We start from the raw sequence: 26341 nt of genomic DNA, 5'->3' as shown, positions 1-26341 counted from the left end.
TGGATCTGCGCCGGGCAACCAAATCAGTTATCGGTCTGCCCGAAAATCCGTGTCCTGCGGGGAGCTGCGCGGCGTACCGTCCGGGTATGTCTCGACTCGACATCCGGCCGTTCGAAGCAACGGATCTGCCCGCGGCGGCAGCGCTCTTGGCGGAGCGGCACCAGGAGCATCGCAAGCGGCATCCGCTGTTGTCTGCGGCCTATGAGGACCAACAGCGTGCGCTGGTTGAGGTGACGGCTGTGTGGGAGTCCGAAGGTGCCTCCGGCGCCGTGCTGCGCGAGGGCGACGAGGTGACCGGGTACTTGCTCGGGGCACCGAAGAAGTCGCCGGTGTGGGGACCCAACATCTGGGTGGAGGCTGCCGGGCACGCAGTGCGTGAGACAGAGCACATCAGAGACCTGTACGGCGCGGCTGCGGCCAAGTGGGTCGACGATGGACGGATCGCGCACTACACGCTGGTTCCGGATGACGCCGCGCTTCTTGACGCGTGGTTCCGGCTGGCGTTCGGTTCGCAGCAGGCGCACGCGATTCGGCCGGTTCCCTCCGTGCCGATTCCTGCACGGCCGGGGCTGACTGTGCGGCCGGCGGTTCGCGATGACATCTCTGTCCTTGCGCAGCTGGATCTCTCGCTCCCGCAGCACCAGGGGTTGTCGCCGGTCTTCTCGGCCGGCACGCTGCCGACACTGGAGGAGGCACAGGCGGAGTGGGAAGAGGACTTCGAGGATCCGGACTACGTGACTTTTGTGGCCGAGAGCAACGGCAAGGTGATCGGGTCGTCGGTCGGTTCATCTATCGAGAAGGGGAGCACCCATAGCGGGCTGTCGCAGCCGGACAACGGCGGCTTCCTGGGGTTCGCTGCCGTGCTCCCCGAGGCGCGTGGTCTGGGTGTCGGGCGGGCGTTGGGTGAAGCGGTGCTGAACTGGTCGGCCGAGATGGGCTACGACTCCGTCGTCACCGACTGGCGGGTGACGAACCTGTTGTCGTCCCGCGCCTGGCCGGCGCTCGGGTTTCAGCAGACCTTCCATCGCCTGCACCGCTTGATCGGACACTGAGCCGGCCGGTTGTCCACAGATTCGGAAATCGGCGGTCAGGAAGGATGACGATCGCTGCATCTTCTTGGGCAAGAGGCGCCACGCGAAGGAGTGCGGCGCCGAGGTAACCCTGGAGGCAGCCATGTTGCGATCGTCCCGTCGTTCCCGAATCGTGCCACGCCCGAGCCGTATCGTGAGGTGCAGCGCGGTAATCCTGGCCTCCCTGGGTGTCTGGACGGCTGCCGGCGCGGCAGCCGCCGGAGCCTCGGCGCCGTACTCCGCGTCCTCCCCGTCGATCGAGCAAAGGGCACGCACCGTGGACGGCTTCGTCATCGAGCATCTCCCCGGCGGCATCGGGACACCGAGCGACTTCGAGTACGAGTGGGAGGACGTCGTCTTCCACAGCCGGGTCTGGGAGACCGGCCCTGATCCGGAAGGCGCGTTCAAGGTCGACCTGACCGTCAAAACCCTGCGCGGCGCCAAGCTCACCGACCTCGAGGCACTCCACACCTTCCTCATCGAGTACGAGGAGAAGGATCCCGGCTCCTGGCAGCTGCGCCCGGTCAAGATCGGCCCGTACGACGGTCTGGCCGACGACGACGAGGTGTTCTACCTCGTGACCCCCGGGGTAGCCGCGGAGGTCTCGCTCGACCGAACCCGGTTCACCGAGGACGACCTCATCAACACCGCCACCGGCTTCCACCCGGAGAACTGACCCGACGCCCTGGCCCGCAAGCCGCAACCCGGTCTGCCGCCTCCCCGCCTGCCACCGGGCCCGCCCCTTCCCCGCCTGCCACCAGCCCGCTCCCTTCCCTCGGCTCGGCTGCCATACCCGCCCGCCATCTGATGGGTTTCCCCCAAGGCCGGTTAGCTAGGCGGTTCGGGATCGCGTCAAGCACGGTCCAGTACGGCGACCTCAGCGAGCCCACCCCACCGGAGCCGGCGAGCAGGCCCCCGCGTTCCCCTCGCCCTGGCCGGGGGGCGGGATCCTCCCCAAACCGGTTCGGGGCGGATCCCGGACGCATTCGGGCGGTGAATCCTCCCCAGACCATCCCCGCGACCGCGCCCATCCTCCCCAAACCGGTTCAGGGAATCGTGAGTACGCCAGGCCCACGTCGCCACCACCCACCTCGCCTCGAGCCGGTACGACGTCGTGCACGGCTCAACCACGTGCGCAGCCGAACAGTGGTTGAGGGGATGCTCAAGGTGAGCCGCTCGGTCGACCTTGAGCACCGTTCGACCGTCCCGGCCGGGCTCGGGCGGTTGAGGCGTGCTCAACGTGCGCTGGTCGAGGCGACCTTGAGCACCGCTCGACCGTCCCGACGGGCTCGCGTGGTTGACGGGTGCGCAAGGTGACCGCCGGCCCGCGATCCCGGGTCCCCGGGGCTGCCGGGTGCGTTGGCCGATGGGCTTTCGTCACCGAGTCCCCTAAGCCCTCGGGTAACGCAGAACTCGGGCGTCACGTACCTCAGCCACAGCCCGTCAGCCCCAGGCAACGTGAACCCGCGGTCGCCGGCCTCGCCATCCAGCCCAGCCACCCGCCCAGCTCGCCCCTCCGGCTTCAGTCGGCCGCCTTTGGCGGTCGAGTGGGTGCGGGCCGAAAGGTTCTCGGCCGGAGACGCGCGCTGTGGCTGATCACCGCTCCCGGCCGACCTGAAAGACAGCCTGGCGGGGCGCCGTGATGGCTGGGCTGGATGGCGGGGTCCGGTGACCGCGGTTTCACGCTGCCCTTGGGTGACCGGGCTTCGGCTGGCGTGCGGAAAAAGAAGACTCGGGTTGCCGGGGCTTGGTTGCCGTCCGGGAAGACTCGTGGTGCCGGGTCTTGGTTGCCGTGCTGGAAGGAATCGGGTTGGCAGTGGTCCCGCCTCCGGCCCCGATACATCTGCCCCAGGGCCGGTTAGTTAAGGCAGCTCGGGCGGCGCCGGCCGAGCCAGCCGCGACCCAACTCCCCGAACCGGTTCGGGGAGCGCCAGCGCACTGCCCGTGGCCATTCGGGGAGGATCCGGCCCCCGAATACGGCCGATATCCACCCCACACCAGTTCGACACCGGCCGGCATCCTCCCCAAACCGGTTTGGGGAGGACCCACCACCACCGTTCCACACGGCTGGGGAGCCCTACCCGCCGATTTGGTGGGGTAGCGCTCCCCAATGGCGCCGTACAGCACCGCTCTTGACACCACCCCGAACCGCCTAACTAACCGGCGTTGGAGTTCCCCCATCAAATGGGAGGTTCCCGTACCGGATTTCGGGGTGGGAACCTCCCACTGGGTGGGTTCACCCACCAAACGGGGATCTTGTGCTTGATGGGTGGGTTGGGTACGGCGGGCCGTGGCTGAGGTTCGCTGCCATGCGGCCGGGGGTGTGCGGCGGTGGTTGTTCGCCGCTGCGGCCGGCAGGGATGTTCCACAGACCTCGTGTAAAGGGGCGGCTTCGGGCGAGCTCACCTGTCGGACCGCGGTGGGAGGCGGAGCGGGGCGCATCTTGTGCCCGACAGGCCCAACATGCGCCCCGCACTGCAGATTTCGGGAACGAGCGGGTGCGGGTAGAGGTTCGCGGATGGGTGACTACCGCACGGGGCTGGCAGTCGGCAACCGTGCAACAGCAGAAACCACCACGATGGGTTGGCTGACAACCGCCTCGTCCCTCGGCAGCAACCCAAGCCCGTCAGCCCCAGGCAACGCGTACCTCTGACTGGTCAATGCGAGAGGCGGTGACCCGGTCGTTGCCGGTGTCACCGCCTCTCGTGAACTGTTACTGGTCGCCGGGGTCAGCCGGTGGGTGAGCTTGGCGGGGTGGAGGGCGCGGTCGACGGTGTCCCCGAGGGGTTCGCGCTCGGTGTCGGAGTCGGTGCGGCGCCTGCGGCGGCGGCTCGATCGACTGCGGCCTTCATCTTGTCGATCTCTCGCGCGTAGCCGGCCAGGTCACCAGCCTTCAAGGCAGTCTGCGCAGCGGTGTAGGCCGCCTGTGCCTCGGTGAGTGCTTCCTTGATCGTCTGGTTCGCGGGCGGCTGGTTCGTCGGCGGCTTCGGGTCCTCGCCGGTGTCGACGGTGGTGTCGAAGACCTTGGTCAGCGCCTCCTGCAACGTCGAACCGTAGGCGACCCGATCACCGAAGGAGACCAGGACGTAGCGCAGCACCGGATAGCTACCGGCTCCACCGGTCCGGACCGAGTAGACGGGCTGCACGTAGAGCAGACCACCACCCAGCGGAAGGGTCAGCAGGTTGCCGAACTGTGCTTTCGTCCCGCTGGACGGCTGGTTGATCGGCAGCAGCGCCGATCTGATCCCGTCGTCGGTCTGGAACTTGGTGTACACCTGCCCGGGCCCGGGGATCTGCACGTTGCCGGGCAATCGGAGGATCCGGAACTTGCCGTAGTCCTTCGAGGTCGCCTCGGCATCGACCGCCATGAACGCGGTGAGGTTCTCCCGCTCCGCGTTCGGTACGTAGACCGAGGTCAGCGAGAACTTGGGGTCCGTCTGACCGGGCATCCGCAACGAGAGATAGAACGGAGGCTGGTTGTTTTGCACCGACGAATCCGTGTTCGCCGTGACTGCCGCGGTCGGGTCGGCCGGCACGCGCCACAGGTCGCTGTTCTGGTACCAGGTGGTCGAGTCCGTCACGTGGTACTTGGCCAGCAGGTCGCGCTGGACCTTGAACATGTCCTCCGGGTAGCGCAGGTGCGACATCAGGTCCGGCGAGATGTCCGAGCGCGGCTTGACCGTGTTCGGGAAGGCCTTCATCCAGGTCTTCAGCACCGGGTCGCCCTCGTCCCACGCGTACAGCTCGACCGAGCCGTCGTAGGCGTTCACGACCGCCTTGACCGAGTTGCGGATGTAGTTGATCTCCTCGCTCGGCTGCTGCGCGATCGTGCCGCGCCCCGTGGTGGTGTCCCGGGTGCTGTCGTCCAGGGCGACCTTCTGCGCGTACGGGTAGTTTGCCGAGGTGGTGTAGCCGTCGACGATCCAGACGACCTGTCCGTCGACGATCGCCGGGTACGGGTCACCGTCCGGCGTCAGCCACGGCGCCGCCTTCTCGACCCGCTCGCGCGGGGTGCGGTCGTAGAGAATCTTCGAGTCCGAGTTCACCCGGCTGGACAGCAGCAGGTTGGCGTCGCGGAACTTGGTGGCATAGAGCAACCGGTTCCCGAAGCTGCCGATCCCGACCCCGCCCTTGCCGTCGTAGGTGTTGAGCGTCGGGTTACCGCCGGTCGTCCCCTCCGGGGTGTCCAGCTCCACCGCCTGGCCGCCCTTCGGGCCACCGACGATCGAGTAGTCCGGCGACTTCTCGCCGAAGTAGATGCGGGGTTCGTAGTCCCCGAGTTGTCCGGTCGGCGGCAGGTCCTTCTCCGTCCAGACCGGCGTACCGTCGGCGGCGCGCTGGTTGCCGTTCGCGGCGACCACGCCGTAGCCGTGGGTGTAGACGGTGTGGTCGTTGTTCCAGTTGCGCTGACCGGCCGGCAGCTTGTCGATCTGCACCTCGCGGACCGCGATCACGGTGTCGGCGGTCTTGTTGCCGATCTTGTAGCGGTCGACGTCCAGATCGGTCGGGAACGAGTAGAAGCCACGCACCTGCTGCAACTGCTCGAAGGTCGGGCCGACGACACTGGGGTCGATCAGCCGGATACCGGGCAGCACCTCGGCGTCCTGGGCCAGCTCCGAGGGCGTGGCCGTGGTCTTCGCCTTGTAGTCGATGACCTCGGTGCCCTGCAGCCCGTAGGCCTGCCGGGTCGCCGCGATGTTCTTGTCGATGTACGGCGCTTCCTTCACGGGCTCGCTCGGGCGGACGCGCAACTGCTGCAGCGCGGCCGGCCAGAGGGCGCCGAGGAGGATCGCCGACAGGATCAGCACGACCGTGCCCACTCCGGGCAGCAACCAGGTGCGCCGGACCACGTTCGCGAAGAACAGCACGGCACACAACACGGCTATGACAGCCAGGATCTCCTTGCTGGGCAGGACCGCGTTGTCGCCCGTATAGGAGATACCGGTGAACAACCGTGCCTTGCCGGTGGTGAGGCCGTAGCGGTCGAGCCAGTAGCTGAAGGCCTTCAGCAGGACGAGCAGACCCAGCAGCACCGAGAACTGCACCTGCGCCGCCCCCGAGGCCTTCTGCCCCTTGGCCGACGGGCGGAAACCGCCGTACAGGTAGTGGGTAATGATCGCGGCGACCAGCGACAGCAACACGATCGAGTAGCCGAAGCCGAGCAGCACGCGCAGCCACGGGTAGTCGAAGACGAAGAACGCGATGTCCTTGTTGAAGTGCTGGTCGGTGACACCGAACGGTGTCCGGTTCCGCCAGGCGAGGAAGACCTTCCACTCACCCGAAGCGGCCGAACCGCCGAAGATCAGCATCAGTACGGCGACCACGCCGATCGCGATCTTGCCGCGCTGCTGGAGCAGATCGCCGTACCGCTCGAAGCCCGGGCTCGGCGACGGGGCGAGTGCCACCCGCGGCCGGGTCCGGAAGGCCACCACGACGTTCGCCACGACCGCAGCGGCCATCACCAGACCGACCACCACGAACAGCAGCACCCGGGTGCCCAGGACGGTGCTGAACACCGAGCCGAGGTCGACCGAGCGGTACCAGAGACGTTGGGTCCAGACGTCGGTGAAGACGCTGAACAGGATCAGCAGCACGATCAGGGTCGCGATCGTCGGCAGCAACGCCCGTGGGCGTCGCCCGGGATTTCGATCCGCCCGACGCGGCTCGTCCGGCATGTCGTAGACGCCGTCACTCATGGTCGGTTCTCCTCGTCGTCACTGCTGCCGTCGACCCCAGGACCCGCGCCCGGCAGCACGCCGGTCGAGGGTTCGAATGTCAATGACAGTACTTCGCACAGCGTGGGGACCAAGTCGGTGCCGGTGAGTACGGCGCTGTCCTCGTCGTGGGAGCGCAGCCGGACGGCGCCGAAGCGGTCGCCCTCGCGCAGGACGGCCGCGACCATCCGGACCTCGTGGCGGCGTGGATCACTGCCGGCCATCCGGGCGAGCTCGGCGTCGGTCTCGGTGGCGGACAGGCCCGCCTCGGCCGCGGCGGGGAGAACGATTCGCTCGATGGCGAGAGCGCAACCGCTGACGCCGTCAGGCCACTCGATCCGGGCCAGCGCGTCGGCCAGGTGCTCGTCCTCGAGCACACCGGGCAGCTCGCCCTGGGCGACCGGGGTGAGCGGCTGGGACAGGTCGTCGGCCCCGAGCTCGGCGGCCAACTGGGGCTCGGCCCGCAGCAGATCGTCAGTGGGGACCAGCGCGAACAATTGCGCGGGCTGGTCCCAGCCCGCGCTGCTCACGTGCTTCTCGATCTCGATCACCGCTCGGCTGAGCGCGTCAGGAGGCAGGATGCCTACGGATTCCATACCGCCAGATCTCTCCTTCGGCCGGCAGATTCTTCTCGATGACTCAGGGCGTACATCCGGGAACGTCACCCTTCCCACTGCTGACCGCCTGCAGTCCGGCGATCGCGTCGTCCAGGGTGCTGATCTTCACCAGCTGAATGCCCTTCACGCCGGCATGCAGCGCGGCCGCACAGTTCTGGGCCGGTACCAGGAACACCGTGGCGCCGTCCTCCTTGGCGCCGGCGATCTTCTGCTGGATACCGCCGATGGCGCCGACCTGACCGAGCGCGTCGATCGTGCCGGTGCCGGCGACGTGCTTACCGGCCAGCAGCGGACCGGGGGTCAGCTTGTCGTAGATGGCCAGGGCGAAGGCCGTCCCGGCGCTCGGGCCGCCGATGTCCTGGCCGAGGTTGACCGTCACCTTGACCTGGGAGTCGACCCCGATCGTGATGCCGACCATCGGGCGGGTCTCCTCGCCGGGGGTGCCCGCGGTCTTCAGCTCGACCGTCTGCTCCTTCTTGTCCCGGCGGATCAGGAACGTGACGGTGTCGCCGACCTTGTGCTTGCGGACAGCGTCGCCGACCTGCGGGATCTGGGTCATCGGCTGACCATCGACCTTCAGGACGACATCACCGGGCTTCAGCTTGCCGTCGGCAGGAGATCCCTTCGACACCGTCGCGACCTTCGTGTGGAAGGGGACCTTCGCGGCCTGCAGCGCGGCCGCGACCGCGCTGTCCTGCGAGCCGGTCATCTCCGCGGTGTTCTGTTCCTCGACCTCGTCGGCGCTCTGGTCCGGCGGGTAGATGATGTCGCGCGGGAACAGGTCGTGGTGCGGGTCGAGCCAGTTCCGCATCGCCTGCGGCAGGGTCAGCTCGCGGTCCGGCGAGGTGACCGAGACCGTGGTCAGGTCGAGCTGGCCGGTGGTCGGGAAGGTGTCGTAGCCGGTGATCTCGATGACCGGCTTGTTCTTCGACGTCCCGAGGGTGTCCTTGACCGGCCCCGGGCTGAACGAGACGAACGGCACCGGGAACGCGGTGAGCAGTCCGAGCGAGAGGACGAGCACGACGATCGAAGTGACCAATGTGGCGGTACGACGTGTCACGAACCCTGCCCTGCGGTCTTGGTGGAATCCAACGTCTCGGCCGAACCGAGCTTCTTGCCGGCTTGCCCCGCTACCGAACCCAACGACCGGGCCCCGGTGACCGTCCCCGCCGTGTCCGAAGCGTTGCGTGACGCACGCCGGCTGGTCAGCCGGGACTTGAGCGGGCGGCGGCGAGGAGTCGCCTCGGGACCGGGAGCAGCCAGGGCGTCGCTGAAGCGGCGGAAGTCCTCGACCGAGGCGAAGGCACCGGCGGACCGGCGCGGACCACGGTTTCGGCCACGCCACGCGGCCCAGCACATGGCCAGGACTGTGGCGGCCAGCGGGAACACCAGCCACGCCAAAACCTTCATCCGGCCACCTTCATGCGCCCAGCGTACGGGTCAGTGTGCGCCGACCCACTCGCTGGCACCGTCGGCGAAGTGCTGGTGTTTCCAAATCGGGACCTCGGACTTGAGATCGTCGATCAACTGCCGGCAAGCAGCGAACGCGGCGTCTCGATGCGAGGCGGCGACGGCAACGATGACCGCGGCGTCCCCGATCTTCAGGTCACCGATCCGATGAACGGCCGCCAGAGCTGTCACCGCCGGGTCTGCGCAGATCCGCTCGGCCACCAAACGCAGGTGCTTCAGCGCATCCGGATGGGCCTCGTAGCTCAGCCGATCGACCGGTTTGGCCTGGTCGTGGTTGCGCACGGTCCCGACGAAAAGAGCCGTCCCGCCCGCTGTGGGGTCGGACACAGCGGCCAGCACCTCGTCGCTGGACAGCGCATCCGCACGGATGTCCAGCAGCCTGATCGCGTCGCTCATGTCCCTATTCTCCCTTGGTACTCCAGCGCCGAACAGCACACCCCCGTTCGCCGGGGGCGGAACCGACCGGATGAACCAGTACGTTGGAGTTGTACGCCGTACCCGCACAGGAAGGCCACTCCGATGAGCGACGAACCGGACAACCCGTTCAAGGGAACTCCGTTCGAGGCCATGTTCCAGCAGTTCTCCGGTGCGGCCGGCGCGGGTGGCACGCCGGACCTGAACGCGATCTTCGCGCAGGTCCAGCAGCTGCTGAGCGGTTCGACCGACGGCAGGCCGGTGAACTGGGACCTGGCCAAGGACATCGCCCGCAAGACGGTGTCAGCAGCCGGTGACCGGTCGATCACCCCGACCGACTCCGACCGGGTCGCCGACGCCGTCCGGCTGGCCGAGCACTGGCTGGACGAGGCCACCACGCTCCCCGAGGTCTCCACGACGTCCGCGGCCTGGAGCCGCGCCGAGTGGGTAGAGAACACGCTGCCGGTGTGGCAGACGGTGGTCGACCCGGTCGCCGAGCACGTCGCCGGCGCGATGGGTGGCGCGCTGCCCGCCGAGGCCCAGCAGCTCGCGGGGCCGATGGCGGGGATGCTGCGGCAGCTCGGTGGTTCGATCTTCGGTGCTCAGGTCGGTCAGGCGCTCGGTGAGCTCGCCGGTGAAGTGGTGAGCTCGTCGGACATCGGTCTGCCGCTCGGACCGACGGGTCAGGCTGTTCTGCTGCCGGACAACATCGTGAAGTTCGCCGAGGGGCTGGAGCTGGCGGACGAGGACGTCCGGCTCTATCTCGCACTGCGTGAGGTCGCGCACCAGCGGTTGTTCGCCGGAGTGCCGTGGCTGCGGCAGCACCTGTTCGCTGCCGTCGCTGACTACGCGGCGGGTATCGAGGTCGACCGCGGCAAGATCGAGCGCGCGATGGCCGATATCGACCCGCAGAACCCGGAAGCCATGCAGGAGGCACTCGCCGGTGGGCTGTTCGAGCCCGAGGACTCCGAGCAGCAGAAGGCGGCACTCGCCCGGCTGGAGACCGCGCTCGCACTCGTCGAGGGCTGGGTGGACGACGTCGTACGGCAAGCAACCAAGGACCGGATGCCGGCCGCCATTCAACTCGCCGAGACAGTACGCCGCCGTCGCGCGGCCGGTGGTCCCGCCGAGCAGACGTTCGCCACCCTGGTTGGTCTGCAACTGCGTCCCCGACGTCTCCGCGACGCCGCCAACCTCTGGGCCGCCGTCCGCGATGCCCGAGGCATCGACGGCCGCGACAACCTCTGGTCCCACCCCGACCTCCTCCCCAGCACCTCCGACCTCGACGACCCCATCGGTTTCGCCCAGCACGCCGGCGAACTCTCCGACATCGACATCACCGACTTCCTGGACAACCCTCCAACCGACGAGGGCACCGACCCCAAGTAACCGCCACACGCGGGTGGGGGCGCGGACCCGGCTCCCTCAACCGCGGTTGAGGCGGACACCGTCCCCACCCGACCAAACCACGCTCGGCGGAGTGGGAGGGGTGGCGGCCCATCCCCCGCTCTCCGGGGTGAGGCGGCGGCCCATCCGACCCCACCACGCTTTCCGCGGCGGGGTGGCGGCCCGTCCGACCCCTCCACGCTCTCCGGGGTGGGTGGTTGGGATGCTGGGTTGGTGCTTCTTGCGGATGCGGTTGGGGTTTTGACGGGGTGGGTTGCGCCGGATGGGGAGCAGGAGGGGTTGCGGGGGCATTACTTGCGGCATCTCGATGCGCATGTGGATGGGATGTGGCGGGAGTGCCGGCCTGAGCATGTGACGGCTAGTGCGTTGGTGGTTGATGGGGCGGGCGAGCGGGTGTTGCTGACGTTGCATCGGACGATCGGGCTTTGGTTGCAGCTGGGTGGGCATTGCGAGCGGGGGGACTCGACGCTGGTGGGGGCTGCTTTGCGCGAGGCCGGCGAGGAGTCGGGGTTAGGTGGGCTGTCGATCGATAGCCGTCCGCTGCTGTTGTCGCGGCACGAGATTCTGGCGGGCGGGTGTGCGGGCGCGTTCCACTTGGATGTGCAGTTCCTGGTGACGGCGGATGGTGGGACGGAGTACGTCGTCAGCGAGGAGTCGCACGATCTGGCGTGGTTCGCGATGGACGCGCTGCCGGATGGAGTGGACCAGACCGTCAGGAACCTGGTCCGCACCGCCCAGCAGCGCGTCGCTTGACCATTACGCCGGGACGTCGACCTCAGCGGTGATCAGACCCAGGCGCATCGCGGTCATGATGGCGGCGGCTCGGTTGGTCGCGCCGAGCTTGTCGTAAACGCGCGAGACGTAGGTCTTCGCCGTCGAGACGCTGACGAACATGCCTGCGGCGATCGCGGGCACCGAACGGCCAGTGGCGAGCTGGGCGAGGACTTCGAACTCACGCGGGCTGAGCGCGAGGCCTGCCACCGCCGGCATACCGACGTGGCCGGCCTGGGTGCGGCGCGCCAGGGCGTGTGCCAGGCCGGTGGCGGTGAAGGACGCGGCGGCTACGGCCGCGTGGCGGATCGCTCCGAGGACCTCGGCGGTCGGGGCGGTCTTGTGGACGAAGGCGGAGACGCCGGTCTCCAGCGCCCGGAACAGGACATCGTCCTCGGCCTGGGCCGTGAGGACGACGATGCCGAGCTCGGCGTGCCGGTCCCGGAGTTCACGGGCGAGCCGGAAGCCGTCCGCGTCGGGAAGTGCGACATCGAGTACGACGACGTCCGGGCGAGCGGATGCGACCAGCGCGGGCGCCTCAGCCGCCAGAGCGCATCCGCCCACGATCGTGATGTCGTCGTCCGCGTCGGCGAGCCCGATCAGCCCGTACCTCGTTAGCGTGTGGCCGTCGATGACGACGACCGTGATTGGGTTGTGCATAGCCGGTCCCCCCGGATTCTCTCCCCCGTGGCCCCCAGTCGGAGAACAACGTGTTGTCACGTTCTGTAAGGGTGATCGGGGACTCGCCGAGTTCCGTTACGCAATTTTCGTCGGTGCTTTTCACCCAGTTGGTTGAACGCTTGGTAATCAAATTCCCCGAAAGCACTTATTGATATCACGCTACGTAATAATCAGACGGTCGGGGCGGCGGCACTCAGCAGTACGGCGACCAGGGCGCCGGCGAGCATGAACGGGCCGAAACTCACGGAGTGTCGCAGGGTGATCCGGCGGGCGGCGAGCAGTGCGAGGCAGACAACGGCCATCAGGACGAACCCGAGCGCCGCCCCGGCGAAGACGGCCGGCCATCCCAGCCAGCCGAGGGCGATGCCGATACCGCCGGCGAGCTTCACATCGCCACCGCCGAGCTGGCCGCGGCCGACCAGCGCGAGGATCAGATACGCCGTACCGAGGACCAGTCCGCCGAAGATTGCCCGAAGCAACAAATCGGCGCGGCCGCTGAGCAGCGCGGCCGCGCCGAACAGCACGATCAGGCCCGGGTAGAGCGGGACGGTCAACCGGTTGGGCAAGCGCTGGACAGAGATGTCGACAGCCGCCAGCGCCACCCCGATCACGCCGATGAAGACGAAGGCGGGTGCGGCCGGCGAGCCGGCGAAGCGCCAGGCCAACAGACCGGCCACCGCTGCGGTCACGAACTCGAGCACGAGCGGAACGCCGTACGACACATGACAGCGCGGGCAGCGAAAGATGGCGCTGACGCCTGTCGCACAACGCAGGCACGTGGTGCGGGGCGGCTCGCCGGACGGCACGGACAACCGGAACACAGTCGTCCGAAGCACCGCGGCCGACAAGAAGCCGACCACGGCGCCGGCAAGCACCCACCCAGCGAGGCCACTCCCCGCGGGGCCGGTCGAGATCAGCGTGTTCATGCTGGCCAAGGTAGGTCGGCTGATAGCGCCGCGAAATGGGGCTCGGGGAGGTCTGCCCGACTGGCGGGCGGGTGTCGGTCGAGTGGACGACAGCGTCGTCCGGGTGGAGGACATCGACGTCGGTCGGGTGGGGAGCGGGTGTCGGCAGTCGGGTCGTTCAGGTGGAGGACGGCGGTGTCGGGTGTCGGTCGGTTGGGCGGCTGATCGTGACCGGTTGACCGATCCCGCGACACCGCGGCGATCGGGCACGGTTCCGGTACCGGATGGCATCGAGCCGGCCGGACCAGATCGGTGGGACTCGGAGCCCGCCACTCAAGGAGGAGTTCCCATGCGAAAGAACCTGACCGCCTTCGTGCGGACCTACGCCAGCCGGCTGCGTCGCGACGAGCGCGGTGCGTCGATGGTCGAGTACGGCCTGCTGGTCGCCCTGATCGCCGTCATCGTGGCCGCTGCGGCGGGCCCGCTGGGTACGGCAATCGCCGGCCTGTTCACGACCGTCGCCGGCAGCCTCTGACGGGTCGTTCCACTCAGATCAGGTGGGTGACGCGGCCCGGCCCACCGGCCGGGCCGCCACTGTTTCGAGGAGCACCGATGCGCACTCTCACCAGGTTCGTCAAAGAAATGCTCCGGTACGACGAGCGCGGGGCCTCGATGGTCGAGTACGGCCTGCTGCTGATGCTGATCGCGGTGGTCGTCGCTCCGGCGCTGGTCGTCTTCGGACCCCAGGTCGCCGCGTTGTACACAGCCGTCATCGGCGCGTTCTGAAGTCCCAGGACTCATTCACCAGGAGAACCAATGTTTGCCAGAGTCCGCGAGGACCGGGGCGCGACCGCGGTCGAGTTCGCGTTGCTGCTGCCGATGCTGCTGCTGATCGTGATGGGCATCGTCGACTTCGGCCGGATGCTCAACGCACAGCAGACCCTGACTCAGGCCGCCCGGGAGGGCGCCCGGCTGGTGGCACTCGGGCAGCCGAACGTCTCGAGCCGGACGCAGGCCGCCGCGACCGGGCTCAGTCCGGTCGGTGTGGCGATCTCGTCGAGTTGCCCGACGGGAGCCGGACCAGCCAGCAACGGTTCGGTTCAGACCAGCTACAGCTTCCAGTTCACACCAGGGCTCGGTTATCTCGTCAGCTTCTTCGGTGGCAGCGGCATGAGCGGCCAGGTCACCTTGACGGCCCAGGGGGTCATGCCATGCGAAACATGAACATGATGCGACAGCTCGGCCGCCCGATGCTGCGGCTGCTCGGTTCCGACGACCGGGGCGCGTTCGGTGTCCTGGTCGCCTCGCTGCTGGGCACCGGCGTACTGCTGGGGATGGGTGCCCTCGTCATCGACGTCGGCACGCTGTACCAGGAGCGCGCCGAGCTGCAGAACGGCGCCGACGCCGGCTCGCTCGCAGTCGCCAAGAGCTGCGTCGTCGGTCCTTCGTGTACGCCGGGAACCGCGGGCACCTACGCGAATCTGAACGCCAAGGACGGCGTTTCCGCCGTGACCCTGGTGTGCGGCCGCGATCTCAAAGGCGGCCTGCCGGGTTGCCCGGGATCGTCGGGGACGATCCTCGACTGCCCGACCGCTCCGGCGTCGGGTACGAACTACGTCGACGTACACACTGCGACCCGGACAACCGGCGGGTCGTCGTTGCTGCCACCGGTGTTCTCGCGGGCGATCGCCGGCAACTCAAGTTATCAAGGCAGCACCGTCCTCGCCTGCGCCCGCGCCATGTGGGGACCGGCGCTGCAGTCCACGAAGTCGCTCGCGATGACGTTGTCGCTCTGCGCGTGGACGCAGGCGACCGGTGGTACTCCCCCGACGTTCGGCACCGATGTCCGGATCTTCGTGCGGGACGCTCCCAACGCGCCGACCTGCGCCGGTCTGAGCAGGCCTGGCGAGTTCGGCTGGTTGGCCGAGAGCGGCCCGTGTACGGCCGATATCGACCTGACCGCCGGCGGTTACGTGGGCGGCAACGATCCCGGCAAGAACATCTCCCAGGCCTGTCAGGACACGTTGACGTCGTACCGCGCGAGCGGGGCGCCGATCTTCATCCCGATCTTCGACACGACGACCGGGAGTGGCAGCGGGGCGACGTACCACCTGATCGGGCTGGCCGCCTTCGTGCTGACCGGCTACTCGAACATGAACCCGCTCAAGGACGTCTTCCCGGCGGGGTTCTCCAAGGCCGACTGCCCGAACGGCAAGACCACGCCGTCCTGCATCTTCGGCCATTTCACCCAGGCCCTCGTTCCGGTCACCACCACCATCGGCGGCGGCACCTACTTCGGTGCGACCGCGATCAAGCTTGCCGGCTAGTGCTGCCAGCAGAGGAGAGAATCCCATGAAACGTCGAGTTGTGACCATCGTGCTGGCGGTCGCGCTGGCCGTGTCCGGAACGCTGGCCGTGCTGGTCTACGTCAACCGGGCGGACGCCCGCGCCGTCGCCGGCCAGCAGGCCGTCACCGTGCTTGTCGCCGACAAGGCGATCCCATCCGGTACGACGGTCAAGGACGCGAAACCGTTGTTGCGCAAGGAAACGCTGCCCGCGGCGTCGGTGTCGACCGACGCGGTCACCGAGCTGACCGCGGACCAGGACGCCCTGGTCATGTCGTCCGACGTCGGCCCAGGTCAGTTGATGCTGAGGTCGATGCTCGTGTCGGCCGAGCGGGCGACGAACGGGCTCGTGATCCCGGAAGGGCAGGTTGCCGTCACGATCACGCTGTGCAGCCCGGAAGCGGTGGCCGGCAACGTGAAGGTCGGCTCGCAGGTCGCGGTGTTCGGCACGGTCGTCACCGGCGACAACGCCGATGTCGCCGCGCAGCCGAACTGCACCGGCCAGCACAAACAGCAAGTGGGCAAGGGGATCAGCAACACCCGGGTCGTGATTCCGAAGGTGCGGGTGATCGCGATCGGCGCGGCGAAGCAGCCCGAGGACGACGCCAAGACCACCAACGTCTCGCAGAACACCTCAGGACCACAGAACGACCTGATCCTGGTGACCGTCGCGGTCAACCAGGACGACGCCGAACGGCTGATCCTGCTCACCCAGACCGGTCTGCCGTACCTGGCTCTGCACGGCCCGAACGCCCTGGTGAAGCCCGACGACCACGTTGTACCGCAGTTCCCACCACCGGCCAAGAAGGGACGCTGAGATGACCATTCTCTGCCAGCCGGCCGCCTGGCCGGAGGACCTGTCCGCAAGCATCGACGGCGAGGTGCGGACGGTCGACGACCTCACCTCTGCCCTCCGTGCCCTGTACGACGATCCTGCCGAAGATCTCGTGGTCGTGGGCCCAGGTGCCGACACCACCGAGGCACTCGGGTTCACCGAGCAGCTCCGGGTCGAGCGTCCGACCACGGGCGTCATCCTCGTCCGTGACCGGGTCGACGTCACACTGCTCACCGAGGCCCTGCGAGCCGGCGTACGGGAGGTCGTTGCCGTCGGCGACCAGACCGCTCTGACCGCCGCGTGCGAGCGGTCCCGGGAGCTGTCGTGGCGGGTCCGGTCCGAGATGCACGTCGACGAAGAGCCAGAGCCTACCCAGCACGGCAAGGTGGTGACGGTGTTCTCCGCCAAGGGCGGTTGCGGGAAGACCACGATCGCGATCAACCTGGCCGCGGCACTGGCCGACGGCGTCCAGCGGGTGTGCGTCGTGGATCTCGACCTGTCGTTCGGCGATGTGGCGATCAGCGTCCTGCTGGAGCCGGTGCGGACGATCAGCGACGCGCTGCCGATGGCCGGCCATCTCGACACAACCGGCGCCGCGTCGCTGCTGACGCCGTACCGGCCGGGTCTGGACATGCTGCTGGCGCCGGTCACCCCCGGCGACGCCGAGAAGATCCCGGCCGCGCTGGTCGGCGAGCTGCTCGCGGTCCTGCGGGGGATGTACGACTTCGTCGTGGTCGACACTCCGGCCCAGTTCAGCGAGCACGTGCTGACCGCGATGGACCTGTCCGATCACCATGTCCTGCTGACCACGCCGGACACACCGGCGATGAAGAACATGCGGATCACGCTCGACATGCTCGACCTGTTGTCGTACTCGCGCGACATCCGCTCAGTGGTGGTCAACCGGTCCGACTCGAAGGTGGGGCTGACCCCGAGCGATGTCGAACGAGTGGTGCGCACTGCGATCAACGCTCAGGTGCCGTCGAGCCGCAACGTGCCGATCTCGACCAACAAGGGCACTCCGATCGTGTTCGCGACACCGGCGCATCCGGTCAGTCAGGCGATCGCACGGTTCGCCCGCGAACGCCTGATCGGTCAGACCGTCCGGCCGCGGACCAAGAGCTTCGCCCGGCGTGGCTCGGGGAGGCGATGATGGACCTGTCCGAACGCCTTGCCCAGCGGCAGGGCCAAGCACCGCAGGCGCGTCCGGAGACGCCGCGGCCGGCGGCCGACGTGCCGCGTCGCGCCGCGCGCAACGCGGATCCGTTCGCCGGTGTGAAGCGCAGCGTGCACCAGGGACTGCTCGAGACCTTGGGTCCGAAGTTGTACGACGCCCATCTCGACCAGCGCGAACTCGAGCAGCAGGTCACCCAGACCCTGCAGGCCGTCCTGCAACGCGACGACACCCCGATGACCGCCGCCGACCGGGCGCGGGTGGCCCAGGAGGTCGCCGACGAGATCCTCGGCCACGGTCCGCTCGAGCCCTATCTGCGTGACACCGGCGTCTCCGAGATCATGGTCAACGGCCACGATCAGATCTACGTCGAACGCAACGGACGCCTGCAGCCGGTCGACGCGGCGTTCACCGACGAGAGCCACCTGCGGCGCACGATCGACAAGATCGTGTCCCGGGTCGGCCGGCGGGTCGACGACGCGAGTCCGATGGTCGACGCCCGGCTGCCCGACGGCAGTCGCGTGAACGCCGTCGTACCGCCGATCGCGCTGGACGGGTCGTTGCTGACGATCCGGAAGTTCGCCGCCGACCCGTTCACCGTCGCCGACCTGGTCTCGTTCGGCACCCTGACGCCGGCGGTCGCGGAACTCCTGCACGCGTGTGTGCACGGCCGGCTGAACATCCTGATCGGCGGCGGCACCGGTTCAGGCAAGACGACGACGCTGAACGTGCTGTCGTCGTTCCTGCCCGACGACGAGCGCATCGTCACGATCGAGGACGCCGCCGAGCTGCAGCTCCGCCAGGAGCACGTACTGCGGCTAGAGTCCCGACCGTCGAACGTGGAGAAGCGCGGTGAGATCGCGATCCGCGATCTGGTCCGCAACGCGCTGCGGATGCGGCCCGACCGGATCATCATCGGTGAGGTCCGCGACGGCGCCGCGCTGGACATGCTGCAGGCCATGAACACCGGGCACGACGGCTCGATCACCACCGTGCACTCCAACGCACCGCGCGACTCGCTGTCCCGGCTGGAGACCATGGTGCTGATGGCCGGTGTCGACCTGCCGCAGCGGGCGATCCGGGAGCAGATGTCGTCCGCGATCGACCTGATCGTGCACCAGGCCCGGCTCAAGGACGGGACCCGGCGGATCACTCACATCACCGAGGTCACCGGGATGGAGGGTGAGGTCATCACCCTGCAGGACCTGTTCCTGTTCGACTTCCACGCCGGGGTCGACGAGCGGGGCTGGTTCCGTGGCGGGCTGCGGCCGACAGGTCTGCGCCCCGGGTTCCTGGACCGGCTGGCCGACCAGGGTGTCTACCTGCCGCCGCGGATGTTCGGTCTGGAAGAGGTGGCCCGATGAGACGACTGCTCGCCGCCCTTGTGCTGCTGGCGATCGCTCCCGGTACGGCGTTCGCTGCGGGCGACCCGTCGGTGCGCATCGAGTCGGTGAAGGTCACACCGGGACACGCCAGTCTCGTACTCACCACGGCCAACGTCGACGGGCCTGTCCAGGTCACCGCCGGCAAAACCACGCTGGCGTCGCGCGCGACTCCGATCAGCAGTGCCAAGGCCGTTACCGCGCCAACGCGTGCGGTGATTCTCGTCCTCGACACCAGCGGTTCGATGGCCGGTACTGGTATCGCCGCTGCACGTCAAGCAGCACTGAGCTACGTGAACAGCCTGCCCGGGGACGTGCTCGCCGGACTGCTCACCTTCTCCGACCGTCCTCGGCTAGTCGTCAAGCCGACCACAAGCCGCAACTCGGTCCGCAACGCACTCGCTCGAGTGCAGGCCTCCGGAGACACCGCCCTGTACGACGCGGTGCGGGCGGCGGCCGATGCCCTCGCCAGCACGCAGCTCGGGGCCGGTGCTCAGCGCAGGCTCGTCGTACTGTCCGATGGCGTCGACACTTCGAGCAAAGCAACACTCGGCTCTGTCACCGGACGACTGGCAGCCGGTCACATCCCAGCCGACGTGGTTGCCTTCCGCTACGGCAACGGTGACCGGTCCGCAGCGCAGCAGATCGCGTCGGCCGCAGGTGGTCGCACCCTCACCGCCCAGAGCGCCCCTGAGCTGACAGCGGCCTTTGCAGAGGTTGCTCGCAACTTCACCACCCGCTCGACTATTGACGTCCTCGTCCCTGATGCACTGGCCGGTCAACGCGTCTCGCTGCGGGTCACGGTCGGTGCGGTCCACGCCGAGACCACGGTCACCTTCGCAGCGCTCACTCCGACAAGTACGCCGACGCCGGAGAACGCCGCCGTACCGGCTCCTCCGCCGCATCGGACCGTTTGGACGTGGCAGTTGCTCGCGTTGCTGTCTGGCGTCTTCCTGTTCGTACTGCTCGGAGTTGTATTGGTCCGGTGGCAGGGGGTCCGCGAGGACACGACCCGGCAACTGCTGCACCAGGTCGGTCAGTACGGGCCTCGGCGTGACGAACACGCTGCCACAGAGGCCGAGGGCGCCGCTGCGCGGACTGCGGTCGGTTTTGTCGGTCAGGCGTTGCGTTCCGCCGGCGCCGAGCAAGGACTCGCGCGGCGGCTCGATCTCGCTGACATCAAGCGGAAGCCGGCCGAGTGGGCGTTACTGACCCTGTGCGCGGCCGCAGTGCTCGTGGTCCTGGCAATGATGCTCGGTCTGCCGCCGCTGCTGAGTGTGCCGGCCGGGCTGGCCGGTGGCTGGTTCCTGCAATTCGCATTCCTCAGCATCCGGATCAGTCGGCGGCGGGCCGCGTTCAGCGAACAGTTGCCCGACGTACTGCAGCTGATCGTCGGGTCGCTGCGGTCCGGGTTCTCCGTTGCCCAGGCCGTCGACGCGGTGGTCCGGGACGGCACTCAGCCCGCGGCGGGCGAGTTCTCCCGGGCGCTCGCCGAGACGCGGATCGGGGTCGAGCTCGAGCAGGGCCTGAACCACGTCGCCGAGCGGATGGAGTCCGACGACATGCGGTGGGTCGTGATGGCGATCCGCATCCAGCGTGGGGTCGGCGGCAACCTCGCCGAGGTGCTGAAGAACACCGTCGACACCATGCGGGAACGGGCCCAGACCCGGCGCCATGTGCACGCACTGAGCGCAGAGGGGCGACTGTCCGGCTACATCATCGTCGCGTTGCCGATCCTGCTCGCGCTGTTCATGACGTACACCAAACCCGAGTACATGCGGCCGCTGTACACCACTCCGGCCGGTCTGATGATGGTCGCCGGCGGCGCTCTGCTGATCATCATCGGCGCGTTCTGGATCCGGGCATTGATCAAGGTGGAGGCGTGAGATGACTTTTCTCCTGATCGGCGGCGTCGCCGCGCTCGGAGTGGCGATCGTGCTGGCCGTGGCCGGAGTCCTCGCGCGGCCCGCCGAGGGTGGCGTGGCGCGGGCGCTCGCCACGATCGACAACCACTACACACGGCACTCGTCGGTCGAGCCCGAGAGCCCGACCGATCGGTTCGCCGCCACGCCCGGCTGGCTCCGCGCGCTCGCGTTGCGGCTGTCGCCGTCCGGTATCGGGACGACGTTGCAACGCCGGCTCGACCTCGCGGGCAACCCGTCGGGCTGGACGCCGGACCGGATCCTGGCCGCCAAAGGCCTCGGCTTGTTCGTCCTCGGCGGGCTCGGCGCCCTGTACGGCGTCCGCGCAATCGGGCTCCTGGTCGTCGGGGTCGGGGTCGGCGCGGCGGCAGGCTTCTTCCTGCCGGACATCCTGCTGTACAACGCCGGAACCAAACGGCAGCAGAAGATTCAGCGGGCCCTGCCGGACGCGCTCGACATGCTGACCGTGTGCGTCGAGGCCGGGCTCGGATTCGACGCGGCGCTCGCTCAGGTCGCGCGCAACACCAAGGGTCCCTTGGCGGCCGAGTTCTCCCGGGTGCTGCAGGAGATGCAGATCGGCAAGTCGCGGTCGCAGGCGCTGCGGGCGTCGACCGAGCGGACGACCGTTCCCGAGTTGCGGTCGTTCGTGTCGGCGCTGATCCAGGCCGGTGAGCTGGGGATCACGATCGCCGACGTCCTGCGCGAGCAGGCCAAGGAGATGCGGTTGCGGCGCCGGCAACGCGCCGAGGAGAAAGCCCAGAAGGTACCCGTCAAGATCCTGTTCCCGCTGGTGTTCTGCCTGTTCCCGTCGATGTTCGTCGTCATCATCGGTCCGGGCGCGCTCAGCATCGTCCAGCTCTTCTTCGGAAAGTAGCCGATCATGGTCGTCCTCACCTCCACCCCGTCACGCCGCCGGCTCGACCTCGGCCGGCTGTTCATGGTGCCGCTGGCAACGTTGATGCTGATCGCCGGCGCCATGGTCCTGAGCCGGCCGTCCGACGCCGGCGCGTTGCGCTGGATCGGTACCGCACTGGTCGCGGTGTTCTACGTGGTGATCATCTGGGCCTACCTGCGACGCGGCCCGGCCAAGGCCACCGGTACATCGGTCGTCGCGCACGTCGCCGCGATCGTGGCGACGCTGACCCCGTTCGCGTTTCCCGTGCTCACACAGGGATCTGGCGGTGTAGCACGACTGCTGGTCGCGGACGTCCTACTGGTCGCCGGTACGGCGTGGTCCGTCTGGTCGCTGTGGACGCTCGGGCGGAATCTGTCGATCATCGCCCAGGCCCGCGACGTCGTCGAACACGGACCGTACCGGTGGGTGCGACACCCCTTGTACACCGGCGAGATCGTGTCATCACTTGGTCTGGCCATTGCCGCGGACAACCTGGTGGCCGGTGGCGTCTGGCTGATTCTCGTGGCGCTGCAGGTCTACCGCGCCCGGCGCGAGGAGCAGGTGCTCATCGGCGCGCTGCCCGCCTATTCGTCGTACCGCACCCGGACCGCCGCGCTGCTACCTGGCGTCTTCTGAGTGACGGAGCTGGGATGTGGGGCGGTCAGGTGCGTCCCACATCCCAGCTCTGATCATTCGTCCCCGTTGGTGGTGCTCCCCCGAGCTGTGTCCCACCCCTCGTCCCCCGCTTCCCCGTTCCCCCCGTGCGTTCCCCCGCATCCCCGTGTCCCTCGCTACCCCCGTGTCCCCCCGCTTCCCCCCGTCGTGCATCCCACGCAATCCCCTCGTGTTGCGTCCCCCCGTGAGATCCCCGTGCGACACCTCTTCGTCGATCACCGCCCCTGAACGGCATCGGCAGTCGGTGCTCAACTCCCCCGCTGCATGGAGAACGAGCGACTGTTACGAAGGTGACGGGTCAGTTGTGACGAAGTAGAGATCTTGTCGCATCCCAGCCCTCGAGGCCTGGATCCAGTTGCGCAATGTCAGCAGCTGATCGCAGACGGTGCCAACCGGGGCCGACGGCAAGGGCATGCCGGCGCGGCTTGCGTGCTTCGAGGTCGGCGAGGGTGCTGTCAAAAGTCGGGGCAGCGGCCTGCACCCAGGATGCGATCGGGAGATTCACACCGATCGCGGCCAGCGAGCCGTCTGTTGCGGGCGTGACGGCGATGTCGGCCGAGCCCAGCGCGCGGAACAGCTTGCCGATCAGCAGCCCCGGCAGATCCGGTACGTCGTGGCTCACCGCGACGACTGCGGCGGCCGGGCCGGCGAGTTCGATCGCCTCGAGCACCGGGTTGACCGCCGAGACCGCGAACACCGGCGTACCCGGCCAGGTCAGGTCGCGGATCGCGGTCAGCGAGTCACCGGCGACCACTGCGACTGCCACGTCCACCTGAGCCAGGTCGGCCAGAAGCTCGTACGTGTCCTCGGTGAGGGCGTGGTGCCACGCGGTAGGAGTGCGGCCGGGCGGAGCCCAGGTGGGGGTGCCGGGGACCACGAGGACGACCACGCGGCGGTCGTTGGAAGCGGCCATGGTGCCAGAGCCTAGCCTCAGGACAGTGCGTCGTACCGGTCGCGGGCGGCCTCGACCTCGGGCATGTTCGCCTCAGCCCACTCCCGGATGGCCCCGACCAGTGGGAGCAGGCTCCGGCCGAGCGGTGTGAGTTCGTAGTCGACCCGCACCGGCACGGCGGGCGTGACTGACACCTGCGATCCGTCGCGACAGATCGGAGTACCGCTGCGGGCCCTCTGCCAGTCCGAACAGGATGAGTGACACCCACTTGGAGCCGATCCGGTCCAGCAGGTTCCGCGCCGGACACCCCGCCATGAAGACGTCGTACTCGCGGGCTGCGTCCTCGCGCCGTTGAGCGGCAGTCCGCGTCGCCATGGCTCTCCTCGTCGTTCGGTACGCACTTCAAGGTGCCTACTTCCCGATGGAGAGTAGCTCTCCGACAGTGAGAGGGACAACCACTCACCCGAGGAGGACCTGAATATGCGCGCACTGGTGGCCCGGCGGCTCGAGGGACCGGATTCACTGGAGCTGATCGAGACCCCGCTGCCTGAACCCGGCCGGGGACAGGTCCGGATCAAGGTGGCCGCGGCGGCCATCAATCCGGTCGACGTACTCGTCGCTACCGGCGACCTGGTTCGCTACGGCATCGCTGTGCCGCGGGAGCAGTTCGGCATCGGCTGGGACGTCGCAGGGGTCATCGACGCGACCGGGCCGGGCGTGGAGCTCGCAGTGGGTACGCCGGTGGTCGGTCTGGCCGATCTGCTCGCCCGATCACTGAAGACTCATGCGGAGTACGTCGTTCTGAACGCGGACGCGATCGCCGTCGTGCCGGAGGGCCTGGACCTTGTCAAGGCATCCACCCTCCCGCTGAATGCGCTGACCGCGATGAAAGCCATCAGGCGCTTGCAGCTCGCTCCTGGCGGGACGGTGCTGGTCACCGGTGCGGCTGGCGGCGTCGGTGGCTTCGCGGTCGAACTCGCCAAGCACTTCGGCCAGACAGTGATCGCCACTGCCGGCGAACAGGATGAGGACTATGTACGGCGGATCGGCGCCGACCATTTCGTGTCGCGGACCGACGACCTGATTGCGGCCGTGCACGCGATCGTTCCAGCCGGTGTGGATGCACTGGTGGACGCAGCCGTGCTGGAGCTGGCTGCACAGGAGGCGGTTCGTAGCGGTGGCCAGCACGCACACCTCCTGGTCGCGGCAAAGCCGCCGGCTCTCCGTGGGATCACGGTGCACCAGATTGCCGTCCACGCCGACGGCGTCGAGCTGGCCGAGCTGGTTCGGTTGACCGCGGCCGGTGTGCTGTCGACCCCGGTGGCCGGGACCTACACGCTGGCGGACGCGGCGACGGCGTACAAGCGGCTTGCGAAGGGCGGAGTGCGCGGACGGCTGGTGCTCATCCCCTGATTGCTTGGTGGAGCCGGAGTGCGACCTGGAGGTTCAGGCTGCGCTCCGGCGACTGCCACTCGGCGCCGAGCAGCGCACCGACCCGATCCAGTCGCTGCTGGACGGTGTTGGGGTGGATGTGCAGTTCGGCGGCAGCCCTGGTCGGACTCTGACCGGCCGCGAAATAGGCGTGCAGTGTTCCGACCAGGTCGGTCCCCCGCTGGGCGTCGTACTCGATCACTGCACCAAGCACGTGCTGAACATGAGCCTGTACGTCGACCTCCGGCGCACCGACCAGTCCTGCCACACCCAAGTCGTCCGGCGTGGCGGATTCGTTGCGCCGGCCGAGTCGCACCATGGTCGTCGCCAAGCGAGTCGCCTGGCGGTGAGCGTCCACCAGCGCATCCCACGGCGCCGGACCCACTACCGCGATCGTGACGCCAGCACGCTTCGCAACCTCGGTCAGGTCCCGTGCCGCGGCCACCGCATCGGTCCGAGTCAGCAGGAGCACCAGGTCCCCGCCGTACGGACCGGACAGCACCAGCTTGTCCTCAACCGGTGCTGACAACCGAGCCCGTACGGCGCTGTGGTCGCCGCGGCAGACCGCCACCACGAATCGATCGTGCACGCGCCCAAGCGCCAGCAACCGAAGCCGTTCGGTCAGAGCCCGCATGTCACCGACTCCGCTGAGCACATCGGTCAGCAGATCAGCCTGTGCACGCTGGGACTGCTCTGCGGCCTGGCGGCGGAACAGCAGGACGAGCGCGGTGACTACAGCCGCACGCTCGACGATCCGCTGGTCTGCATCGGACACGTCGTCGACACCGCCGATGACCAACGCACCGAGCCGCTCACCCTTGGCCGTCGCCGAAACGACCCAGCACCCGTCGGCTCGGGTCAGTCGGCCGGACGACGACTCCCGCCACGGCACCGCCGTACCGGGGACACTGCCGGCGACAGCGAGCTCGTTGCCGACGGCATCGACCAGCACGACCCACACCCCGAGCAGCTCGGCCAGTGCGGCGGCTACCGCGTCAACATCACCACCGGACAGCACGATGTCGGCAAACCGGTCGTGCGCAGCCGCTGCGTGCTCGACACCGGCATGAGCCTCCGACAACTGGTCGAGTGCCACTGCGGTCTCAGCGGCCGCGCGGACCTGCACGATCGTGACGGCCGCCAGCGCCGCCAGTGAACCGAGCAGCAGCACCTCGGCCCGACTGAACGGGCGCGCGGTGCGGTTCGACACGAACAGCACCCCAACAAAGGCCTCGTCCACGATCAGCGGCGTACCGCAGATGGCGACGAGGCCCTCCTCGCCGACGGCCTCGTCGATCGTGCGGGTGTGCCGGAAGCGCTGGTCGGAGGGATAGTCGGTCGTCCAGTACGGCCTGCGGGTCGACGCGACCAGTCCACCCAGTCCGGCACCGAGTGGCAGCCTGAGCTGCTGGAACGCCACCGACAACGATCCGTCGGTGGCCCGCATGTACGTGTCCCCACGAGCCTCGTCGTACAGAGTCAGGTAGGAGACGTCCGCACCGACCAACGTGCGCGCCCGGTGCACGATGGTGTCCAGTACGCCGCCAGGGTCGCTGGCCGAGGCCAGTTCGCCGGCGACCTCGACCAGGGCGGTCAGTTCGGCCTCACGCTTCTTGCTGGCGTCGATACCGGCCCGAATGCGCAGGACGAGGTCCCGGGCGACCGCATCGTCACCTGCCACCCGGGCCAGCTCGCTACCGGACGCGTCCTCGGCCAGTAGCCGCAGAAGCTCCCTCATCCT

General features: G+C 68.4%; 24 protein-coding genes and 1 pseudogene. 15 read left to right on the top strand and 10 right to left on the bottom strand.

What is annotated here, in order from left to right; translation table 11 throughout:
• Positions 1-86: 86 nt before the first annotated feature.
• Both ABD231_RS00395 and ABD231_RS00390 read left to right on the top strand, forming a co-directional pair.
• Entirely contained in the window at positions 87-1052 is a 966-nt protein-coding gene (locus ABD231_RS00395; protein WP_344143811.1) for a GNAT family N-acetyltransferase, read from the top strand.
• Positions 1053-1224: 172 nt separating this feature from the next.
• Entirely contained in the window at positions 1225-1746 is a 522-nt protein-coding gene (locus ABD231_RS00390) for a hypothetical protein (protein ID WP_344143809.1), read from the top strand.
• 2053 nt (positions 1747-3799) lie between these two features.
• Here the strand turns inward: ABD231_RS00390 and ABD231_RS00385 are convergent.
• From ABD231_RS00385 to ABD231_RS00365, 5 genes are read right to left on the bottom strand one after another with little or no spacing between them, the layout of a single operon-like run.
• Positions 3800-6766: a UPF0182 family membrane protein gene (locus tag ABD231_RS00385; protein ID WP_344143806.1), complete on the bottom strand. Its 2967-nt coding sequence runs from the start codon at positions 6764-6766 to the stop codon at positions 3800-3802.
• Positions 6763-7380 carry a PPA1309 family protein gene (locus ABD231_RS00380; RefSeq protein WP_344143803.1) on the bottom strand — a complete coding sequence of 206 codons (618 nt, stop codon included), beginning with the start codon at positions 7378-7380 and terminating at the stop codon, positions 6763-6765. Before ABD231_RS00380 ends, ABD231_RS00385 begins: the two co-directional genes overlap by 4 nt.
• A gap of 43 nt (positions 7381-7423) precedes the next feature.
• The gene (locus ABD231_RS00375) at positions 7424-8461 is read right to left on the bottom strand and encodes a YlbL family protein (RefSeq protein ID WP_344143801.1); all 1038 of its coding nucleotides are present in this window, start codon (positions 8459-8461) and stop codon (positions 7424-7426) included.
• Positions 8458-8811, bottom strand: coding sequence for a hypothetical protein (locus tag ABD231_RS00370; RefSeq protein ID WP_344143799.1), 354 nt, complete (start codon positions 8809-8811; stop codon positions 8458-8460). The genes ABD231_RS00375 and ABD231_RS00370 overlap by 4 nt, the downstream gene beginning before the upstream one ends.
• A 30-nt stretch (positions 8812-8841) precedes the next feature.
• Positions 8842-9267 (bottom strand): molybdenum cofactor biosynthesis protein MoaE, encoded by a 426-nt coding sequence (locus tag ABD231_RS00365; protein WP_344143797.1) that lies wholly within the window; start codon positions 9265-9267, stop codon positions 8842-8844.
• Between the two features lie 123 nt (positions 9268-9390).
• On the opposite strand from ABD231_RS00365, the gene ABD231_RS00360 reads away from it, so the two are divergent.
• On the top strand, positions 9391-10674 hold the full coding sequence (locus ABD231_RS00360) for a zinc-dependent metalloprotease (protein WP_344143795.1): 1284 nt from the start codon (positions 9391-9393) through the stop codon (positions 10672-10674).
• A gap of 231 nt (positions 10675-10905) precedes the next feature.
• Positions 10906-11445 (top strand): NUDIX hydrolase, encoded by a 540-nt coding sequence (locus ABD231_RS00355; RefSeq protein WP_344143793.1) that lies wholly within the window; start codon positions 10906-10908, stop codon positions 11443-11445.
• Positions 11446-11448: 3 nt separating this feature from the next.
• On the opposite strand, the gene ABD231_RS00350 is transcribed toward ABD231_RS00355, so the two are convergent.
• Together ABD231_RS00350 and ABD231_RS00345 are read right to left on the bottom strand one after the other, a co-directional pair.
• Positions 11449-12123 carry a response regulator gene (locus ABD231_RS00350; RefSeq protein WP_344143791.1) on the bottom strand — a complete coding sequence of 225 codons (675 nt, stop codon included), beginning with the start codon at positions 12121-12123 and terminating at the stop codon, positions 11449-11451.
• 191 nt (positions 12124-12314) lie between these two features.
• Positions 12315-13070 carry a prepilin peptidase gene (locus ABD231_RS00345; protein ID WP_344143789.1) on the bottom strand — a complete coding sequence of 252 codons (756 nt, stop codon included), beginning with the start codon at positions 13068-13070 and terminating at the stop codon, positions 12315-12317.
• Positions 13071-13398: 328 nt separating this feature from the next.
• Here ABD231_RS00345 and ABD231_RS00340 point away from each other — a divergent pair, with 328 nt between their 5' ends.
• The 10 genes from ABD231_RS00340 to ABD231_RS00295 all read left to right on the top strand — a co-directional run bounded on the left by ABD231_RS00340 (position 13399) and on the right by ABD231_RS00295 (position 22238).
• A complete protein-coding gene (locus tag ABD231_RS00340) occupies positions 13399-13584 on the top strand; it encodes a Flp family type IVb pilin (protein ID WP_344143787.1) in 186 nt (61 codons plus the stop codon).
• A gap of 77 nt (positions 13585-13661) precedes the next feature.
• On the top strand, positions 13662-13835 hold the full coding sequence (locus ABD231_RS00335; RefSeq protein WP_344143785.1) for a Flp family type IVb pilin: 174 nt from the start codon (positions 13662-13664) through the stop codon (positions 13833-13835).
• Between the two features lie 30 nt (positions 13836-13865).
• Positions 13866-14273: a TadE/TadG family type IV pilus assembly protein gene (locus tag ABD231_RS00330; protein WP_344143782.1), complete on the top strand. Its 408-nt coding sequence runs from the start codon at positions 13866-13868 to the stop codon at positions 14271-14273.
• Positions 14270-15376, top strand: a complete 1107-nt coding sequence (locus ABD231_RS00325) for a TadE/TadG family type IV pilus assembly protein (protein WP_344143780.1) — start codon at positions 14270-14272, stop codon at positions 15374-15376. The genes ABD231_RS00330 and ABD231_RS00325 overlap by 4 nt, the downstream gene beginning before the upstream one ends.
• Positions 15377-15401: 25 nt before the next feature.
• Positions 15402-16211, top strand: a complete 810-nt coding sequence (gene cpaB, locus ABD231_RS00320; protein WP_344143778.1) for a Flp pilus assembly protein CpaB — start codon at positions 15402-15404, stop codon at positions 16209-16211.
• A 1-nt stretch (position 16212) separates the two neighbouring features.
• Positions 16213-17382 carry a CpaE/TadZ family protein gene (locus ABD231_RS00315; RefSeq protein ID WP_344143775.1) on the top strand — a complete coding sequence of 390 codons (1170 nt, stop codon included), beginning with the start codon at positions 16213-16215 and terminating at the stop codon, positions 17380-17382.
• Complete coding sequence (locus ABD231_RS00310) at positions 17379-18767, top strand: TadA family conjugal transfer-associated ATPase (protein ID WP_344143773.1); 1389 nt, start codon at positions 17379-17381, stop codon at positions 18765-18767. Before ABD231_RS00315 ends, ABD231_RS00310 begins: the two co-directional genes overlap by 4 nt.
• Entirely contained in the window at positions 18764-20671 is a 1908-nt protein-coding gene (locus ABD231_RS00305; RefSeq protein ID WP_344143772.1) for a VWA domain-containing protein, read from the top strand. Before ABD231_RS00310 ends, ABD231_RS00305 begins: the two co-directional genes overlap by 4 nt.
• 1 nt (position 20672) lies before the next feature.
• Positions 20673-21581, top strand: a complete 909-nt coding sequence (locus tag ABD231_RS00300; RefSeq protein ID WP_344143770.1) for a type II secretion system F family protein — start codon at positions 20673-20675, stop codon at positions 21579-21581.
• A gap of 6 nt (positions 21582-21587) precedes the next feature.
• The gene (locus ABD231_RS00295; RefSeq protein WP_344143768.1) at positions 21588-22238 is read left to right on the top strand and encodes a methyltransferase family protein; all 651 of its coding nucleotides are present in this window, start codon (positions 21588-21590) and stop codon (positions 22236-22238) included.
• A 337-nt stretch (positions 22239-22575) separates the two neighbouring features.
• On the opposite strand, the gene ABD231_RS00290 is transcribed toward ABD231_RS00295, so the two are convergent.
• Together ABD231_RS00290 and ABD231_RS00285 are read right to left on the bottom strand one after the other, a co-directional pair.
• Positions 22576-23190, bottom strand: coding sequence for a hypothetical protein (locus tag ABD231_RS00290; protein ID WP_344143765.1), 615 nt, complete (start codon positions 23188-23190; stop codon positions 22576-22578).
• A 17-nt stretch (positions 23191-23207) separates the two neighbouring features.
• A pseudogene (locus ABD231_RS00285) lies at positions 23208-23484 on the bottom strand (winged helix-turn-helix transcriptional regulator).
• Positions 23485-23649: 165 nt separating this feature from the next.
• Here ABD231_RS00285 and ABD231_RS00280 point away from each other — a divergent pair.
• The gene (locus ABD231_RS00280) at positions 23650-24582 is read left to right on the top strand and encodes an NADP-dependent oxidoreductase (protein ID WP_344143763.1); all 933 of its coding nucleotides are present in this window, start codon (positions 23650-23652) and stop codon (positions 24580-24582) included.
• Here the strand turns inward: ABD231_RS00280 and ABD231_RS00275 are convergent.
• Positions 24572-26338 (bottom strand): helix-turn-helix domain-containing protein, encoded by a 1767-nt coding sequence (locus ABD231_RS00275; protein ID WP_344143761.1) that lies wholly within the window; start codon positions 26336-26338, stop codon positions 24572-24574. The genes ABD231_RS00280 and ABD231_RS00275 overlap by 11 nt on opposite strands.
• Positions 26339-26341: the final 3 nt, after the last annotated feature.

The organism is Kribbella yunnanensis, assembly GCF_039529655.1.
In the GTDB taxonomy this organism is placed as follows: Bacteria; Actinomycetota; Actinomycetes; order Propionibacteriales; family Kribbellaceae; genus Kribbella; species Kribbella yunnanensis.
The sequence above is the reverse complement of the archived record's forward strand: the minus strand, read 5'-3'. Positions and strand labels throughout refer to the sequence as shown.

Coding starts and splice junctions, on each gene's coding strand:
- ABD231_RS00365 (WP_344143797.1), bottom strand. CDS start 9,267: ATGAGCGACGCGATCAGGCTGCTGGACATCCGTGCGGATGCGCTGTCC.
- ABD231_RS00290 (WP_344143765.1), bottom strand. CDS start 23,190: ATGGCCGCTTCCAACGACCGCCGCGTGGTCGTCCTCGTGGTCCCCGGC.
- ABD231_RS00295 (WP_344143768.1), top strand. CDS start 21,588: ATGGTCGTCCTCACCTCCACCCCGTCACGCCGCCGGCTCGACCTCGGC.
- ABD231_RS00325 (WP_344143780.1), top strand. CDS start 14,270: ATGAACATGATGCGACAGCTCGGCCGCCCGATGCTGCGGCTGCTCGGT.
- ABD231_RS00300 (WP_344143770.1), top strand. CDS start 20,673: ATGACTTTTCTCCTGATCGGCGGCGTCGCCGCGCTCGGAGTGGCGATC.
- cpaB (WP_344143778.1), top strand. CDS start 15,402: ATGAAACGTCGAGTTGTGACCATCGTGCTGGCGGTCGCGCTGGCCGTG.
- ABD231_RS00305 (WP_344143772.1), top strand. CDS start 18,764: ATGAGACGACTGCTCGCCGCCCTTGTGCTGCTGGCGATCGCTCCCGGT.
- ABD231_RS00315 (WP_344143775.1), top strand. CDS start 16,213: ATGACCATTCTCTGCCAGCCGGCCGCCTGGCCGGAGGACCTGTCCGCA.
- ABD231_RS00340 (WP_344143787.1), top strand. CDS start 13,399: ATGCGAAAGAACCTGACCGCCTTCGTGCGGACCTACGCCAGCCGGCTG.
- ABD231_RS00395 (WP_344143811.1), top strand. CDS start 87: ATGTCTCGACTCGACATCCGGCCGTTCGAAGCAACGGATCTGCCCGCG.
- ABD231_RS00280 (WP_344143763.1), top strand. CDS start 23,650: ATGCGCGCACTGGTGGCCCGGCGGCTCGAGGGACCGGATTCACTGGAG.
- ABD231_RS00275 (WP_344143761.1), bottom strand. CDS start 26,338: ATGAGGGAGCTTCTGCGGCTACTGGCCGAGGACGCGTCCGGTAGCGAG.
- ABD231_RS00360 (WP_344143795.1), top strand. CDS start 9,391: ATGAGCGACGAACCGGACAACCCGTTCAAGGGAACTCCGTTCGAGGCC.
- ABD231_RS00345 (WP_344143789.1), bottom strand. CDS start 13,070: ATGAACACGCTGATCTCGACCGGCCCCGCGGGGAGTGGCCTCGCTGGG.
- ABD231_RS00385 (WP_344143806.1), bottom strand. CDS start 6,766: ATGAGTGACGGCGTCTACGACATGCCGGACGAGCCGCGTCGGGCGGAT.
- ABD231_RS00310 (WP_344143773.1), top strand. CDS start 17,379: ATGATGGACCTGTCCGAACGCCTTGCCCAGCGGCAGGGCCAAGCACCG.
- ABD231_RS00380 (WP_344143803.1), bottom strand. CDS start 7,380: ATGGAATCCGTAGGCATCCTGCCTCCTGACGCGCTCAGCCGAGCGGTG.
- ABD231_RS00335 (WP_344143785.1), top strand. CDS start 13,662: ATGCGCACTCTCACCAGGTTCGTCAAAGAAATGCTCCGGTACGACGAG.
- ABD231_RS00370 (WP_344143799.1), bottom strand. CDS start 8,811: ATGAAGGTTTTGGCGTGGCTGGTGTTCCCGCTGGCCGCCACAGTCCTG.
- ABD231_RS00350 (WP_344143791.1), bottom strand. CDS start 12,123: ATGCACAACCCAATCACGGTCGTCGTCATCGACGGCCACACGCTAACG.
- ABD231_RS00330 (WP_344143782.1), top strand. CDS start 13,866: ATGTTTGCCAGAGTCCGCGAGGACCGGGGCGCGACCGCGGTCGAGTTC.